The sequence below is a fragment of the Methylotuvimicrobium sp. KM1 genome, from assembly GCF_044788715.1.
Taxonomy (GTDB): Bacteria; Pseudomonadota; Gammaproteobacteria; order Methylococcales; family Methylomonadaceae; genus Methylotuvimicrobium.
This window is the reverse complement of record NZ_CP173170.1, coordinates 4,999,261-5,016,056: the sequence shown is the minus strand read 5'-3', so window position 1 is coordinate 5,016,056 and position 16,796 is coordinate 4,999,261. Positions and strand designations below refer to the sequence as shown.

14 protein-coding genes are annotated in these 16,796 nt (G+C 50.3%); 10 read left to right on the top strand and 4 right to left on the bottom strand.

Annotated features, from left to right (window positions below):
• The first annotated feature begins 32 nt into the window (after nt 1-32).
• Entirely contained in the window at nt 33-521 is a 489-nt protein-coding gene (locus tag ACINK7_RS21860) for a DUF6515 family protein (RefSeq protein WP_404358687.1), read from the top strand.
• A 104-nt stretch (nt 522-625) separates the two neighbouring features.
• Here the strand turns inward: ACINK7_RS21860 and pgl are convergent, their stop codons facing one another.
• Nucleotides 626-1,309, bottom strand: coding sequence for a 6-phosphogluconolactonase (gene pgl, locus ACINK7_RS21855; RefSeq protein ID WP_404358685.1), 684 nt, complete (start codon nt 1,307-1,309; stop codon nt 626-628).
• A gap of 859 nt (nt 1,310-2,168) precedes the next feature.
• Here pgl and ACINK7_RS21850 point away from each other — a divergent pair.
• From ACINK7_RS21850 to ACINK7_RS21840, 3 genes are read left to right on the top strand one after another with little or no spacing between them, the layout of a single operon-like run.
• Entirely contained in the window at nt 2,169-3,848 is a 1,680-nt protein-coding gene (locus tag ACINK7_RS21850) for a carbon starvation protein A (RefSeq protein WP_404358683.1), read from the top strand.
• On the top strand, nt 3,845-4,117 hold the full coding sequence (locus tag ACINK7_RS21845) for a cory-CC-star protein (RefSeq protein ID WP_404358681.1): 273 nt from the start codon (nt 3,845-3,847) through the stop codon (nt 4,115-4,117). The genes ACINK7_RS21850 and ACINK7_RS21845 overlap by 4 nt, the downstream gene beginning before the upstream one ends.
• Before the next feature lie 4 nt (nt 4,118-4,121).
• Nucleotides 4,122-5,129: an ArsA family ATPase gene (locus ACINK7_RS21840; protein WP_404358679.1), complete on the top strand. Its 1,008-nt coding sequence runs from the start codon at nt 4,122-4,124 to the stop codon at nt 5,127-5,129.
• A gap of 642 nt (nt 5,130-5,771) precedes the next feature.
• Here ACINK7_RS21840 and ACINK7_RS21835 read toward each other — a convergent pair.
• From ACINK7_RS21835 to ACINK7_RS21825, 3 genes are all read right to left on the bottom strand, one after another.
• The gene (locus ACINK7_RS21835) at nt 5,772-6,623 is read right to left on the bottom strand and encodes a DNA ligase (protein ID WP_404358677.1); all 852 of its coding nucleotides are present in this window, start codon (nt 6,621-6,623) and stop codon (nt 5,772-5,774) included.
• A gap of 420 nt (nt 6,624-7,043) precedes the next feature.
• Nucleotides 7,044-7,466, bottom strand: a complete 423-nt coding sequence (locus tag ACINK7_RS21830) for a heme-binding protein (RefSeq protein ID WP_404358676.1) — start codon at nt 7,464-7,466, stop codon at nt 7,044-7,046.
• A 64-nt stretch (nt 7,467-7,530) separates the two neighbouring features.
• The gene (locus ACINK7_RS21825) at nt 7,531-8,133 is read right to left on the bottom strand and encodes an arylesterase (protein WP_404358674.1); all 603 of its coding nucleotides are present in this window, start codon (nt 8,131-8,133) and stop codon (nt 7,531-7,533) included.
• On the opposite strand from ACINK7_RS21825, the gene ACINK7_RS21820 reads away from it, so the two are divergent.
• The 6 genes from ACINK7_RS21820 to atpD all read left to right on the top strand — a co-directional run bounded on the left by ACINK7_RS21820 (nt 8,132) and on the right by atpD (nt 16,795).
• On the top strand, nt 8,132-8,824 hold the full coding sequence (locus ACINK7_RS21820) for an ABC transporter ATP-binding protein (protein WP_404358672.1): 693 nt from the start codon (nt 8,132-8,134) through the stop codon (nt 8,822-8,824). The genes ACINK7_RS21825 and ACINK7_RS21820 overlap by 2 nt on opposite strands.
• Nucleotides 8,821-11,304 carry an ABC transporter permease gene (locus ACINK7_RS21815; RefSeq protein ID WP_404358670.1) on the top strand — a complete coding sequence of 828 codons (2,484 nt, stop codon included), beginning with the start codon at nt 8,821-8,823 and terminating at the stop codon, nt 11,302-11,304. Before ACINK7_RS21820 ends, ACINK7_RS21815 begins: the two co-directional genes overlap by 4 nt.
• A 237-nt stretch (nt 11,305-11,541) precedes the next feature.
• The gene (locus ACINK7_RS21810) at nt 11,542-11,937 is read left to right on the top strand and encodes a glycine zipper family protein (protein ID WP_404358669.1); all 396 of its coding nucleotides are present in this window, start codon (nt 11,542-11,544) and stop codon (nt 11,935-11,937) included.
• Between the two features lie 836 nt (nt 11,938-12,773).
• Nucleotides 12,774-13,313 carry a PAS domain-containing protein gene (locus ACINK7_RS21805; protein WP_404358667.1) on the top strand — a complete coding sequence of 180 codons (540 nt, stop codon included), beginning with the start codon at nt 12,774-12,776 and terminating at the stop codon, nt 13,311-13,313.
• Complete coding sequence (locus ACINK7_RS21800; RefSeq protein ID WP_404358666.1) at nt 13,313-14,794, top strand: methyl-accepting chemotaxis protein; 1,482 nt, start codon at nt 13,313-13,315, stop codon at nt 14,792-14,794. Before ACINK7_RS21805 ends, ACINK7_RS21800 begins: the two co-directional genes overlap by 1 nt.
• A 615-nt stretch (nt 14,795-15,409) precedes the next feature.
• On the top strand, nt 15,410-16,795 hold the full coding sequence (gene atpD / locus ACINK7_RS21795) for a F0F1 ATP synthase subunit beta (RefSeq protein ID WP_404358665.1): 1,386 nt from the start codon (nt 15,410-15,412) through the stop codon (nt 16,793-16,795).
• The last annotated feature ends 1 nt before the right edge of the window (nt 16,796 follow it).

The following is a 16,796-nucleotide window of genomic DNA, read 5'->3' as shown; positions in this document are numbered from 1 at the left end:
GCGGTTTCGCTCGGTATCACCGGGAGATCGTTATGAAAAATCTAACAAAAATAATCGCCCTGGCCATCAGTGCGATGCTGTTGATGAATAGCGGCGTCTATGCTCAAGATCACCGGCCTCGGTCGAGCCGGCACAGTCATTCGAAACAACGGACCGCGCCGCCGCAAGCGCCGCGATCACGCATATATTCGACGCCTAGGCAACACTACACGCCGGCGCCGCCCTATCCGCATTATTATAAACCCGGTCACCGGACTAGGCCTTTGCCTCGCGGCGCATCGAGGGTAGTCGTCGATCGTTCAAGTTATTATTTTTATGACGGCTTTTATTATGAGCCGTTTCAATCCGGCTATATCATCGTCGATGCGCCGATCGGCGCGATTATAGCGATATTGCCGAGACTGCATCATCAAGTGATGTGGCGAGGATCACCTTATTTTGTCGTAGGCAATACGTTTTATCGGAGGCACCCGAGAGGCTATATCGTCGTCAATAATCCGGGCATTGTGCTTTGGCGATAATCCCTACTTCAACTACAAAGAACACGGAAGGCCCGAAATTTAAAATTCGCTCTCCTTCGTGTTCTTAGTAGCCGGTCTCGGCGAGAGGCTTATTGACAACTATCTCAAGCATCGCCTAAAGCGGCCTCATCGATATAAACATCGACGCCGGCTTCCGGTCTGATTAATGCGACCGGCAGGACTTCTCCCTGACGCCATTGCTTCACGGCTTCTTGCTTGCCGGCGCCGGTCACTAAAAACAACACCTGCAAGCTATTACTCAGGGTTTTAGCGCTCAAAGAAACCCTTTCCGGCGGCGGCTTCGGCGAATTGAAAACGGCATGTACCGTTTCATCGGTTGAATGAACGTGGCCTGGAAATAAGCTCGCGGTATGTCCGTCTTCGCCCATGCCTAACAAGACCATATCGAATCGTCCGGCCAGTTCGATTGTTGTGCGGTAGGCTTCGGCCGCTTTTTCCGGGCCGAGTTCGGCCGGCATCGTATGGATTTGGCCGGCTGGAATCGCCACCTTGCCCAAAAATGCCGCGCCGGCCATTCGGCTATTGCGCTCGGCATGATCAACCGGTAAACAGCGCTCGTCTCCATAATAAATATGCCAGTTACTCCAATCGGCCGAGCTTTCAGCTAACAATTGATATACCTTTTTGGGCGTGCTTCCTCCCGCCAAGACCAATTTGAAGGCGCCTCTTGCCTCGATGGCTTGTTCGGCGGCTGCAAGGATCTGTTGTGCAGCGGACGCGGCAACTTTGTCCGCTGTCGCAAACGAATGCCAATGGATTTTTTGCATGGTGATAAGTCCTCTTGCTGTGTAAATAATGAGTAAATTGTATCAGTTCCTTCACGCGGAGCGGGTTATTTAACCTGCTCCGAACGTTCCGATTTGCTTGAGCTACGGTCGAAAAACTTCCGCTCCTGCTCACGCCCCTTACCTACATCCATATAGGTAACGTTTAGGACGGGTTTACAAATCTCGTCCCGGTAAGTTGGAACTTGGAAGTCGACGGCCCCCTCAAACTTAAAGCTTAAGGAACAAGAAAAATCAGAACCTGAAGAACGGCACATGCTTTCGAGCTTAATGTACGAACTTTTTGTGCAACGAGTTTCGTAGTCAAGTGCGAAATTAAACCTGACCCCTTTTTAGACCCCTTTTTATTGAAATTAAACCTGACCCCTTTTTACGAAATTAAACCTGACCCCTTTTTATTGCGAAAGTTCTCTGGTGGCGGAGGGTGCGGTCACTCGCCCGACAGGACGCCGTGAACCCAGCACCTAAATTATCCAAGATAGTTAACCATAGCCAATGGGTTATGGAATTTAGGTGCTGGGTGAATACGTCCCTGTAGGCTCGACGGCGGCTGTCCTTGCCGCCGACGCCTGTCGGTCGAGCAACCGCACCCTCTTCGGAGCCGACATTCTTTTTTTTCATATCAAAAAATTAGATAAAGAACCCAAATCTGCGAACTTTTACTGTAATCGGCAACTTATATTGATGTTCATCATCCCGTCTACTCAAACAAGCCGCCATTTTTGTTATACTTTTCGCACGTCAAATTTCAGTAATGCTCGGGGCTTAATTTGATCTACGAGGGGTATAATCGGCCGGATTTTGATAATCTAGGGCACTTTTTCTCTCAAGAGTCGGCTGAATGAATGCAATTTTTCTGATGTTAATAGGCTTGGCTGCCATGGCGCTGGGTTATTTTGTCTACGCAAAATTTATCTGCGAAAAAATCTTTAAAGTCGATCCCAAGTTTCTGACCCCGGCTCATGAATTGAACGACGGTATCGATTATGTACCGACCAACAAATATGTATTATGGGGGCATCATTTCACCTCGGTGGCCGGCGCCGCGCCGATCATCGGTCCCGCTATCGCCGTAATTTGGGGCTGGGTACCGGCTTTCGTTTGGGTTGTTTTAGGTACCATCTTCTTTGCCGGCGTACATGACGCCGGCGGCATCTGGGCTAGTAACCGAAATCAAGCCAAATCGATCGGCTCATTGACCGGCGACATTATCGGTAAACGCGCCCGCAGCTGTTTCATGATCGTGATCTTTCTGTTGCTGCTGATGGTGAATGCCGTGTTCGCGGTGGTCATTGCCCGCCAGTTGATTGGTTTTCCCAGTGCGACGATACCGGTGTGGGGGGCTATCGTTGTGGCGCTGATTATCGGCCAACTAATTTATCGCCGCTCCATCGGCTTGATGAGCGTAACACTGTTAGGCGTCATTGCTCTGTACGCAATGATTTATGTAGGCGCCAAACTGCCGGTTTCATTGCCTGAGCAAGTAGCCGGTTTAAACGCAAACCAAAGCTGGATCATTATCCTATTCGCTTATGCGGCGATCGCTTCGTTATTGCCGGTATGGGTGTTGCTGCAACCGAGAGATTATATCAACGGCATTCAATTGTTCATCGGACTGATTTTGTTTTACGGTGCGGTATTGGCTGCAGGCCCCGAGATTGTTGCTCCTCCCTTCAATACCGATTTGCCGGAAGGCACACCGTCGATCATTCCGATTTTATTCGTGACCATTGCCTGCGGCGCCATCTCCGGTTTTCATGGCTTGGTGTCGAGCGGTACGACTTCCAAGCAGTTGGATAAAGAGCCGGATTTGCGTTTTGTCGGTTATTTCGGCGCGGTCGGCGAAGGTTTATTAGCATTGTCGGCCATCATTGCGACAACTGCGGGATTTTCAACGCTAGGCGACTGGCAGGCGATTTATCACAGCTTCGGGCAAGGCGGCGTCGGCGCATTCATCCAAGGCGGCGGGAATATCCTGCAGCAAGGTCTTGGGCTGGATAACGTTTTGGCGGAAACACTACTGACCGTGATGGTCGTATTGTTTGCCGGTACCACGATGGATACCAGCTTGCGTTTGCAGCGCTATATCTTTCAGGAATGGGGTGTTATTTACCGGGTTGGCTGGCTGCAAAAACCGCTTCAGGCGACTCTATTGGCGGTCGGTTCGTGTTTGCTATTGGCCTTCGGCGTCGGCGGCGACGGTTCCGGGGGGCTCTTGATATGGCCGTTGTTCGGCACGACCAATCAATTGCTGGCAGGATTCACGCTATTGGTGATTACGGTGATGCTGGTAAAACGCGGCCGACCGATGTGGTATACCCTGGCACCGTTGCTATTTTTACTGATCATGACCACGCTGGGCCTGCTAATCCAACTGAAAAGTTTTTTCGACCAACAAGACTGGTTCCTGCTATCGCTCGATATCGTGGTATTGATCGCCGCCATCCTTATTTCGCTGGAGTCGAGCTGGGTACTCGGCAAACAAATCAAAGCCAATAAAGCCGGGGTCGTCAACCCATGAAATTGAACGAACTAAAGGCCTTGTTCGACCGTGCCGATCATTATGCCGAAGCGTTCTATAACGCCCCCTATCGAGCGGCTATCGCCCGCGCCCGCCGCGAGCAGGACGATCTCTTTATGTTGCTGGTGTTCAGTGAAATGATGGGGGTGCCCAATCCCGTTAGTTATTACACATTGGAATTACAGCCCATCCTACTCGAACGTTTTCACGACTGGCATCGGCGCATGGGCATGGAGCACTCGCCGCTGGACCATATCAAATGCTGTTGATGCGATGAGTTTGTTAACCGAAAAGCGGATTCTGTTGGTCGGCGGCAAGGGCGGTGTCGGAAAAACCACGGTGTCCTCGGCGCTTGCCTTACTCGCCGGCCGGCGCGGAAAAAAAGTGCTGCTGGTTTCGACAGACCCGGCGCATAGCCTGGCCGATGCATTCGGCTGCCGGATCGGCGACAACATCACCCGGCTGGCGGCCAATATAGACGGCCTGGAGTTGGACCCCGACCGCGAAGTGGAACAACATCTGGAGCGGGTGAGCACCCAACTGAAGCGGTTTACCCGACCGGAAATGTACGGTGCGATCGAAAGGCAAATGCGCTTGACCCGTCAATCGCCGGGCGCGCAAGAAGCCGCGATGCTCGAACGCATTGCCAATACCCTAACGCTGGGACTCAAGGACTACGATCTGACGATTTTCGACACGGCACCGACCGGCCATACCTTGCGTTTATTGAGTCTACCCGAGGCCATCGCCGCTTGGACTCAGGGCTTGCTAAACGCCAATCAACGATCGGAAAAATTGGCTGAAGTTCTCGAGCACTTAACGCCTAAAGCCGGGCGCGACATCGATAATCCGCTGTCCGATCCAAAAGAGCATGCCACGGCAGGTATGGACGCACGCACCAAAGCTATCGCCGAAACGTTGCTGACCCGGCAGCGCTTGCTACAGCGAACCCGCGAACTGTTTCAAGACAGCGAGCAAACGGCCTTGCTGTTTGTCTTAACGCCCGAAAAATTGCCGATTCTCGAAACCGCACGCACCGTAAAAATCTTGCAGCAAGAGCGGCTGCCTCTAGTCGGCTTGGTCGTCAACCGCATATTACCGGAAGAAGCCGAAGGTGATTTTTTGGCGCAACGCCGTCGGCAAGAAAAAATACACTTGCAGCAAATAGACCAAGACTTTAACGAACTACCGAGGTACCCGATTCCGTTGCAGGCAACCGACATACAGGGGATAGAAGGGCTGAACAGAATGGCGGATTTATTAAAAAATGCGGGGTTATGATGGTATTTTTCAAGCGGTTTATCGGGGATGGTATAAGCGCCAACTGAACGGCATTCTATAGTGCATTAGCATCATTATCCCGGACGTAGGGATATGACGCTAAGGATTTCGCGAAAAATAACTTCCTCGAGTTATGAGCTTTGTCGAGGGTTCGGTAACTCGCCTGGCAGGACGCCGTGAACCCAGCACCTAAATTATCAAGATAGTTAACCATAGCTAATGGCTTATGGAATTCATCCAGCACCTAAATTAGCCATGATATTAAACATAGCCAATGGGCTATGGAATTTAGGTGCTGGATTTAGGTGCTGGGTGAATACGTCTATGTAGGCTTGACGTCGGCGACTGATTGCCAAGGATGGCATGAATGCAGATTTTGCATTACGCCATGGATGGCGTGTATTAGGGCACTGCAGGGCAGAAAAATGCTCCTGCATTTTCTGCATTCATTACATCCATGTAACTCAGCAATTGCCGAGGAGCAAAAATCTGCCCTGCCGCCGACACCTGCCAATCGAGCAACCGAACCCTAAGCATTGCTATCCCTGGTATTTAGATTTCGAAAATCCATGCCGGACTGACGCGTTTGTTAAATTTGGCGCCTATATGCTATCGGCGCGAAGGTAGCAGGCTGACAGAGGCTCAAGGCTCATCGCGTATTCTGATGAACACGGCAAAACGAGGTAAGCCCTTATCGGTGTAGCCTTGATGACGAAAGTTAATAAGGCTGCCCAGAGGCGGCGGATCTTCTCTTTCCCGCTGGCTGAATCCGGTGCCGATGTAAAATTCCTTCCCGTTTTCGGTTCGGACTTTAAGAGAGCCCATCTTGCCGGCAAATTGTCCTTTGCCGGGCCGATAACCGATCACGACCGCTTCCGCATCGTCGTAAGGTTTTAATTTAAGCAACCGATTGCTGCGTCCATGTTGATAAAGACTATCTTGATGATGCAGCATCAGGCCTTCGCCGCCTTCGCCCACGATTTGATCCAGTCTTTGCTTTAATTCGTCGGAGGATGCGACCCGAAATTGCTTGATGAAATTCAGATACGGCGTATACCGTTGTTGTGCCATGTGCCGCATTGCGGCGACCCGTTCTGAAAAGGGTTTCGGGTTGTCAGGCAGGTCGAAGACCATCAGCTTGATTTTCTTCCAACCGGAATGAGGGGCCTTGCGACTAACGATGGAAACGGTCTGCTGATATTGACCTCTTGCCAACCATAGTTCGCCATCCAGCGTTACATCGGGAAAGTCTTCGATGAACCAAGCGGGTGTATGGAGCAGATGGCCGTTTTTAGAAATCAGTTGTTTTCCGTTCCAACGCGCCCGGATCCCATCAAGCTTTTCGCTGACCCAATATTCAGAGACATCGATCGACGGATCGAAAACTTTGGCCTGCATGATGTCCGGTTTTTCAATGGCCGCAGCGCATGAAACAAATAAAAATATCGGGATGATCAGCAAGCGGACTAAGTTGAAACGTTTAGATTTGTTCATGCTGTTGTTTCCGCGGGGTCTTTATGGCGAAAAACCCTGTAATTCGTTATTTTTTCCTTCAGAAAATGAAAAAATGCAAAGAGAGCATAACTATTATGAGTTCATGTGGCGATGAGGGTTAGCGCTAAGCTGGCGAAAAAAGCCATTTCTGTGTTCCCGCTTTTTATTCCTTTCACACTTCAAATTTCGGCAGTGCTTAAGGAGGCGCCGGGGGTGATCGGTCCCTCACCTAACGCTAGGTAAGGGACTGGCATAGAGCCTACATGGACGTATTCACCCAGCACCTAAATTAACCAAGATAGTTAACCATAACCAATGGACTATGGAATTTAGGTGCTGGGTGAACGGCGGTCCTCGATAGACGCATTCCATACCTTTTATTCTTAGACGGTTTTTCAATCAAAAGGGAGTAGGTAACCCTTAGCAAAATAAACCGGCCGCGTGGATTCCGGCGATCGCGCAACGCTCGTCTTGATCGGAGACGTCGCCGGAGATCCCGACCGCGCCGAGAATTTTATGGTCGGCATTACGAATCAATACGCCGCCCGGCACGGGCATGACCTTACCTCCCGCTAAGCCGATCAGCGCGTTCATGAAGTCGGGGCGTTGTTCGGCAACGGTGGCAAGACTTCGCGACGACATGCCCATGTTTACCGCACCCCAGGCTTTGGCGATGGCAACTTGTTCTCGAATCATCGTGGCGCCGTCTTCGCGTTGCATCGCTTTGAGATGGCCGGCTCCGTCCAACACGACGATCGTCAGCGGTTCCAGGTTGAGTTGGCGGGCATTGGTTAATGCGACATGAATGATTTGATTGGCTTTTTCCAGAGTTAGGGCATTCATCGATGATCTCGTTATTATATTTTTTAGAATAAATCGGCCGGGTAAAAACCCGAAATAAGGCTTGTCATTTTAGCAGCGGACCTAAATATTCCCATACTTTTTCGGCGATAATCGGCTGCGCGTTGGCATTCGGATGTATTCTATCGCGTTGCATCAATTCCGGATTCAAGGCCACGCCTTCGAGAATGAAAGGCACGAAAGTCAGGTCGTGTTCCTTGGCCAATTCCGGATAAACCTGATAAAACATCTCGATATAGCGTTTACCGAGATTCGGCGGCATGCGCATGCCCAGCAGTAAAACTTGCGCGCCGCCTTGTTTCGAACGCTTGACGATTTCGCTCAAGTTGTCGTGCATTTGTTTGGGGGTCAATCCTCTTAAACCGTCGTTGCCGCCAAGCTCCAGCAGTACCCATTCCGGGCTATGCCGCGCCAACGCGCTGTCGATGCGCGCCAATCCGCCGGCGCTGGTATCGCCGCTGATGCTTTCGTTAACCACCTGGTGCGGGAACTTTTCGGCCTCCAGCTTTTTCTGAAGTAAATCGACCCAGCCTTTCCCCGCTTCTATTCCGTAACCGGCGCTGATACTATCGCCTAATACGACAATCGTTTTAGCCGGCGCGGCCGCTGAAACTAACGCCATCATTACTGCAAGCAAAAATTTGGACATGACACAGACTCATACTGAAAGAACGTTAAAAAATATTATCGTCACCGAAAATCTCGGTAAAACCGTGCAAACTTCGGACGGTACTTTGCATATCTTGGCATCGGTCGATTTACAAATCAAACCGGGAGAGAGTCTCGCGGTGGTCGGCGAGTCCGGTTCCGGCAAATCGACTTTATTGAGTTTGTTGGCCGGGCTCGATACACCGACAAGCGGTTCCGTGACGATTGACGATCGCGATTTGACGGCGATGGACGAAGACGGGCGGGCTGCGGTACGTAACGAGCTGATCGGATTTGTGTTTCAGTCGTTTCAATTGTTGCCGGGTTTAACCGCTGTCGAAAATGTGATGTTGCCATTGGAGTTGGGCGGCAACAAAAATGCGCGCGACTTGGCCGCCGATTTGCTCGGCAGGGTGGGGTTAAGCCATCGACTCAATCATACGTCAAGGCAGCTTTCCGGCGGCGAACAACAGCGCGTCGCGTTGGCTCGCGCTTTCGTGACGCGGCCGGCTATTTTATTCGCCGACGAGCCGACCGGTAATCTGGACAGTAAAACCGGCGAACAAATCATCGATTTATTGTTCGAATTGAATCGCGAAAACAGCACCACGCTCATATTGGTCACGCATGACAACCATTTGGCCGAACGCTGCCGGCGCAGCATTAAACTCGATGCCGGGAGATTGGTATGACGCGTTTTAATCTGGCGCTACGCTTGTTGTTTCGCGATAGCCGTTCCGGCGAACTCACGATTCTGATTGCCGCATTGATTATTGCCGTGACCAGTTCGACTGCAATTACGCTGTTTGCCGATCGCCTGCATCGGACGATGACCTTACAAGCCGCCGATTTTCTCGCGGCCGATTTGGTAATTACGAGTCCGGAAGGTATTCCCGGCGCATGGTTGGAAAAAGCCGGCGAATTGGCTTTGACTCGTTCGGAAACCGCCGAGTTTTCAAGCGTCTTGATCGAAAACGACGAACTGTTGCTGGCAGGGGTGAAGGCGGTTAGCCCCCGTTATCCCTTACGCGGTTTTTTAAAGGTCACCGGCGCCGATTTCAGCGATGAGCAAACATTGGCGTCCGGGCCTGAGCCGGGGTCGGTATGGGTTGAAAAACGCGTGCTGTCGGCGCTGCATTTGCAAATCGGCGATGCTTTGACGGTCGGCGAAAAAGCGTTGACGGTCAGCCGTGTCTTGACTTACGAGCCGGACAAGCGCGGCGATTTTTACAGTCTGTCGCCCCGGGTTATGATGCATGCCGACGATTTACCGGCTACGGGAGTAATACAGCCGGGCAGCCATGTGCATTATTTCTTTCAGTTCGCCGGCGAAGCACAAGGCATCATGGCATTCAATCGATGGGTCAAGCCGCAGCTGAATCCGTCCCAGCGCATCATGGATATTCATCAAGACCGCCCGGAAGTCGGCAATGCGCTTAATCGGGCCGAGCGTTACTTGGGACTGTCCAGCATCGTCGTGATTTTGATCGCCGGTGTCGCGATTGCCGCCGCAACGCGCCGGTATAGCGAGCGTCATTTCGATGCCACGGCGGTGTTAAGATGCTTAGGCTTGAAACAAAAAGAAATTTTATGGCTTTACGGTAGTCAGTTTTTTATTCTCGGAATGCTGGCCAGTGCCATCGGCTGTCTTTTTGGCTGGTTTGCGCAGGCCGGGCTGTTTCATCTTTTGCATGATTTGTTACCGGATACGATCGCCTCGCCGAGCTGGTTTGCGGTATTTTTCGGTTTTGCGACGGGTATGGCGGTGCTGCTGGGTTTTGCTCTGCCGCCGCTGCTGAGACTCAAACGGGTGTCGCCGCTACGCGTGTTACGCCGCGATCTGGAGCCGTTACCGTCCGCGGCTTGGCTAATTTACGGTTTAGCGATTGCTATTATCGAGGTTTTGATATGGCGTTATACCGAAGATTTTAAAATGACCGGCATCATCATCGGCGTCGGCCTAATTGCGTTACTCGTTCTGGGCAGCGCGGTTTACGGAATCCTTTGGGCCTGTCAAAAGTTGTTGCCCGGTTTGCCGCTAACTTGGCGTTTCGGTGTGCAAGGTTTGATTCGTAACCGGCAGGCATCGGTGAGTCAGATTTTGGCCTTTAGCATCACGCTGGTGGCGATGACCTTGAGCTTTACGGTCAGAAACGATTTATTGACCGACTGGCAACGTCAGTTACCGGAACAGGCGCCGAATCATTTTGTGTTGAATATTTTTCCCGAACAACAGGCCGGTTTTCAGCAGGATTTGGATGATCAAGGCCTTACCGGTAGCCGCTTTTATCCGATCGTGCGTGGACGACTCGTCCGAATCAACGGCATTCCGGTGCAGAAAATCGTCAGTAAGGATTCCCAAGGCGAACAAGCTACGCATCGGGACTTGAGCCTAACCTGGTCGGAGCAGGTGCCCGATGAAAACAAGATTCTATCCGGCCGGTGGTGGACGGATGAACGACCGGGATTGGTGTCGATCGAACAAAAGTTGGCTTCGAGTCTAGGCGTGGAGCTCGGCGACAAGCTGACTTTTACGATCGGCAGCGAACAATTGCAAGCGGAAGTCATCAGTATTCGCAGCGTTAAGTGGGATACGATGAAGCCTAATTTTTACATGATTTTTTCGCCCGGGACCTTGGACGGATTTGCCAGCACCTCGATGACCAGTTTTTATTTACCGGAAGATCAAAAACATTTCTTGAATGAATTGGTCAAACGCTATCCGAGCGTGACGGTTTTGGAAGTCGATTTAATTCTCAAGCAGTTTCAAACGATCTTGGCGCAGTTGACGCAGGCGATCAATTATTTGTTATATTTCGCGTTGTTGGCCGGATTTACCGTGCTGTTCGCGGCGGTTCAAGCCGGGTTGGACCAACGCATTCATGAAGGTGCGCTGATGCGAACGCTAGGTGCGCATCGGCAATTTTTAAGGAAGACACATGTAATCGAATTTGCACTATTGGGTTTTAGTGCGGGCATTTTGGCGATCGGTCTGTCCGAAATCGTGCTTTTCGCGTTATATACCGAAGTGCTGCATTTAAATTACCAACCCAATTTTCTGCTATGGTTGGTCATGCCTACGCTTAGCGGTTTTTTTATCGGACTCGCAGGTTTCTGGGGAGTTAGGCATGTAGTCGACAAACCCCCGGTATCCGTTTTAAGGGAACTTTAATCGATATATACTCATCGTAGATGAAAATTCGGCCTCGGGGTGCCTGCCAAAGGACGCCGTAAATACGTCCAAGTAGTCTCTACGCCAGCTTCATGCTGGCAAAGCCTTTACCGAGCACCTCGAGGCCTCCTCCGGCACTGCCGAAATTTGAAGTGCGAAAGGGATAATTCATTCTTTATTCATATAAAAAGGTTTATTTTTTGCTCCGACTATAAACTCTACTAAAGAGGTACGCTTATGAAAAAATCGACACTTGGAATCACCATGATCTGCGGATTGCTGCTATCCGCTTGTGCAACTCAAACCGGCTGGACACCCACGGTCGATACTTACGATAGCCCCAATGCCTACCGCTTGAATCAAGACCTGTACGAATGCGAACAATTGGCTCGTCAGGCAGCAGGTGGGACTGTTAAAGAAACGGCGATCGGCACCGGCGTCGGTGCCGCTATCGGTGCGGCGGGCGGCGCTGTTGTCGGCGCCTTTACAGGCAGCCCCGGAACAGGGGCTGCAATCGGCGCTGCGGCCGGCGGTTTCGGCGGCGGTGCTAAACAAGGGTTCGAAGCCGAGGAAGCCTTCAAAAGAGCTTTCCGCACTTGTTTACGTAACCGCGGTCATAGAGTCGTTAATTAATCGGCTTATTGCTACCTAAATCCTTAGAGGCGATAAACTTATTGCCTCTAAGGTCACTTGATGAAACAACTCGTCTCATCTTCTTTTCAACTTCAGTTTGTCTATTGTCGAAAAAACTCGAACGATTTCCGTTTTTCCATCATACTTCCCTACAAAACCGGACAATAGTAAGGGTATATAAGGTTACTGTGAAAGTATGCGAACCGAAGCGGGTGCGGTTGCTCGATCGACAGGCGTCGGCGGCAGGGAGCCGCCGTCGAGCCTACATGGACGTATTCACCCAGCACCTAAATCCAGCACCTAAATTCCATAGCCCATTGGCTATGTTTAATATCATGGCTAATTTAGGTGCTGGATGAATTCCATAGCCCATTGGCTATAGTTAACTATCTTGGATAATTTAGGTGCTGGGTTCACGGCGACCTGTCGGGCGAGTGACCGCACCCAGCTGCCCCTCGCACTTTCATTTGCCGGTGCGATGGCTAGGCCTTCATGAACGTTACTTAGGAACTAGCATGAAATAACTTCTCGAAATAGCTTTGTGGGGTACGTTATGCGTACCATGACAACCTCACTAATGCTAACGCAAGCACTTATGGTTTGATCCGGCAGGGATTCAGTATTTAAGCGTATGGAGGTACGCGCAGCGTACCCTGTCATAAGAAAGTCAAGCCCCATAACTTGGTTACCGAGGCGAGATCGGTATGCACTCCCGCTTTGGATCAGTGGTAGCGAGGAAAATATTAAGTTGGTGGCGATATTTTTTACAACAGCTAGAATTTATGGCATAGACTTTTGCTAAAAATGTATCGAACCTTATAAGGCGCATCACAACGATGAAAAAAAATATTATCCCGAATAATAACGAAAAGAAACTGGGCGATAACGACTTTATTGTTTCGAAAACCGATATTATCGGCAAGATCACCTACGCTAACCGTATTTTCATGGAAATCGCCGGATATGCAGAGTCCGAGTTACTCGGCGTGCAGCACAACATTATTCGGCATCCCGAAATGCCGCGCGGCGTATTTCGGTTTATGTGGGAGACCCTAAAGTCCGGAAACGAATTTTTCGGTTTTGCCAAAAACCTGTGTTCCGACGGAGGGTTTTATTGGGTTTTCGCAAATATTACGCCGGACTACGACAAAGACGGCAAATTACAGGGTTATTATTCGGTTAGGCGCAAACCGCCGACATCGGCATTGGATGTTTTAGTGCCGATTTATCGGGAAATGCTGGCGATAGAAAAAAACTGTTCCGCAAAAGAAGCTCCGGATAAATCGTTGGCTTATTTATTCGATATCGTCGCGCAGACCGGCGCCAAAAATTATGACAGTCTCGTTCTGGGGCTTTATAAACCGAATGGAGTTTAATGATGAGCCGCCACACCAGTGCCGATATTCCCTATCTCAAAGCCAAGGTCAATTATGCCGTAGCCGGTATTGTTTTACTCGCTGCGATCAATTTTTTTTACGCGACTTTTATCAGCGGCTTTTCATGGCTAATTCTACTTTTTAACCTTGGACTGACTGTCATTGCGTTTTATGCACTCGCAGAGACAAAAAAATATTTGGGTATTATTGCCATCATCCAAGATGTATTAATAAGAACCAATGACGGCGAACTTTACCACCGTATCACCGGAACCAAGGGAATGGGCGAGCTCGGCAAAATCGCCTGGGAATTGAACGAAATGCTCGACATCATGGAGTCTTATTTCAAAGAAATCACGACTTGTTTCGATCAAGCGGCCAAAGGCAATCATAGCCGTTATGCTCTAGCGGACGGCTTTCCCGGATTACTTAAATCGTCTGCGAAATCTGTCAATAAAGCATTGCGAGTCATGAGCGATAATGAAACGATGATCACGAAAAATCGCCTATCCGCCGGACTGCACATGCTGAACACCTCGAATTTACTCGATAATCTCAAATCCAATCAGGAAGACCTGCTGAGCATTACCGAACAAATGCATAAGGTTGAAGGCATAGCGATCAAAACAGGGAATAACGCCGAAAATAGCTTGTCGTCGGTTAATACGATTAGCCATTCGTTAATCAATATCAATGACAATATTCATTCGGTTACCGATGTCATCACCGCACTAATTGATGACAGTAAAAAAGTAACCGAATCCTTATCGATGATAACCGGTATCGCCGACCAAACCAATCTGTTGGCGCTCAACGCCTCGATCGAAGCGGCTCGAGCCGGCGAGTACGGGCGAGGTTTCGCGGTCGTCGCGGAAGAAGTCAAAAACTTGTCCGATCACACTAAGAATGCGGCGCTGGAGGTCACTAAAACACTCAATTCCTTCAATAAGCGCGTCAATCAAATGCATGCCGAAGCAGAGGCATCCGCCGAACTTTCCCAAGAAATCATGGAAAAAGTCGACGAATTTAGGAATCAGTTTGCCGACCTTTCAGTTTCGGCAAAAGCATCGGTCGGCTATATTAGTTATGCCAAGGATAAAACCTTCGCACTATTAACCAAAGTCGATCATATCGTTTATAAACAGAATGGCTATATTGCGATCGAAAACTTAAAGCGTTGTCCGCAAGCCGATGCGATCGATATCGATCATCAGCATTGCAGACTTGGCAAATGGTATTTCGAAGGACTTGGGCATGAGCAATTTAGGTCCACGCAAGCCTATGTCAGGCTGAATAAGCCTCATGAAGACGTGCATAAATTCACGCGACGCGCCTATGAATATTCTCGAAACAACTGGCAAAGCAACAAGGCGATCATCGATAACATAATAAACGACATGCAACAGTCGGAAGATGCCAGCGCTGAAGTGATGGCTTTGATCAGCGAGATGGTTGAAGAAAAGCATGCTAATTTGTCCTAGCCCGGCTTCATTTATACCCATCGGAGATCAAAATTCGGCGCCGGGGTGCCCGTCAAAGGACGCCGTGAATACGTCCATGTAAGCTCTATGCCAGCTCCATGCTGGCAAAGCCTTTGTCGAGCACCCCGGCGCCTCCTAAGGTACTGCCGAAGTTTGAAATGCGAAAGGTATATATATTGACGGCCCTCAGTATAGCAAATGCCCGACTATTTCCTCGTTACCACCGCTCCAGCGTGGGAATGCATACAAAATGTTGTTCTTGCAATATCTATCTATTAAGGCCATGTGTCCGTTAATAGTTGAAAACACCCACCACTACCGGAAGCACTTATAAATCCAAAGTGAAGTGTAGTGTAGGGTACGCTGCGCGTACCTAATGTCGGCACAATGCAACACATGAGGGCACGTTAAACTACGGATGGTACTGCTGTGGTATGCACAGTGTACCCTACAGTCTTCAAGTTTCGAGATTGGTGTAGTATTAACTTCATCTATTGGTGTAGTATTAACTTCAACTATTTTAACGCGAACCTAGCCTCTATAAGGTAAGTCGATCGGACCCAAAGGCACGACAGATACAATACTGCATTAAATAGCTCGACGCAGGCGGCAAATATGAATGATGAAACGAGCCTTAAACAAGCCGGATCAGTCGTTTCGATCACCGGCAGCGTGATCGATATCCAATTCGATCGTTGTTTGCCGCCTATTCATACGATTCTGTATGCCGGTGATGATCGCCGTGTCATCATCGAGGTGTTGACACAGCTCGACGATGCACGGGTTCGCGGCATCGCATTGACGCCAACGCAAGGATTGGCCCGGGGCATGCCGGTCGAAAATTCAGGCGGCCCGTTAAAAGCGCCGGTCGGCAAGAACATTCTGTCGCGTATGTTCGATGTGTTCGGTCGCCCCATCGATCGCTTGCCGATGCCTTCCGACATCGAATGGCGATCGGTTCATCAAACGCCTCCTCCGCTGGCGCGTCTTTCGACAAAATCGGAGCTGTTCGAGACCGGCATCAAGATCATCGATGTATTGGCGCCTTTGGAAAGAGGCGGCAAGGCGGGATTATTCGGTGGCGCCGGAGTCGGCAAGACGGTTTTACTGACCGAGATGATTCACAACATGGTCGGGCAACACGAGGGCGTGAGTCTGTTTTGCGGTATCGGCGAACGCTGCAGGGAAGGTGAAGAGTTGTTCCGGGAAATGAAAACCGCCGGGGTGCTGCCGAACATGGTCATGGTATTCGGACAAATGAACGAATTGCCGGGAAGCCGGTTTCGGGTCGGTAATGCCGCGTTGACGATGGCCGAATATTTCCGCGATGATGAACGCCGGGATGTCTTGCTGCTGATTGACAATATTTTCCGCTTCATTCAGGCCGGCTCCGAAGTTTCCGGGCTCATGGGACAAATGCCTTCTCGTTTAGGTTATCAATCGACGATGGGCACCGAACTTTCGCAGTTGCAGGAACGCATCGCCAATACCGATACCGGCGCGATCACATCGATACAGGCGGTCTATGTTCCGGCCGACGACTTTACCGACCCCGCCGCGGTTCATACCTTTTCTCATTTGTCGGCCTCTATCGTGTTGTCTCGCAAACGGGCGAGCGAGGGGCTCTTTCCTGCGATCGATCCACTGCAATCCAACTCCAAGATGGCGACACCGCGTATCGTGGGCGAACGGCATTATCGAATCGCACAGGAGGTCAGAAGCACGCTGGCTCAATACGAAGATTTGAAAGACATCATCGCGATGTTGGGACTCGAACAGCTCTCTCGGGAAGATCGAAATATCGTCTATCGCGCCCGCCGTTTGGAGCGTTTTTTGACGCAGCCGTTTTTCACGACCGAGCAATTCACCGGCCTGAACGGCAAGCTCGTTAGCCGCAACGACGCGCTGAACGGTTGCGAGTGCATTCTCAACGATGAATTCAAGGATTATCCCGAAAGCGGTCTTTATATGATCGGTTCGATTGACGAAGCCAAAAAGTGAG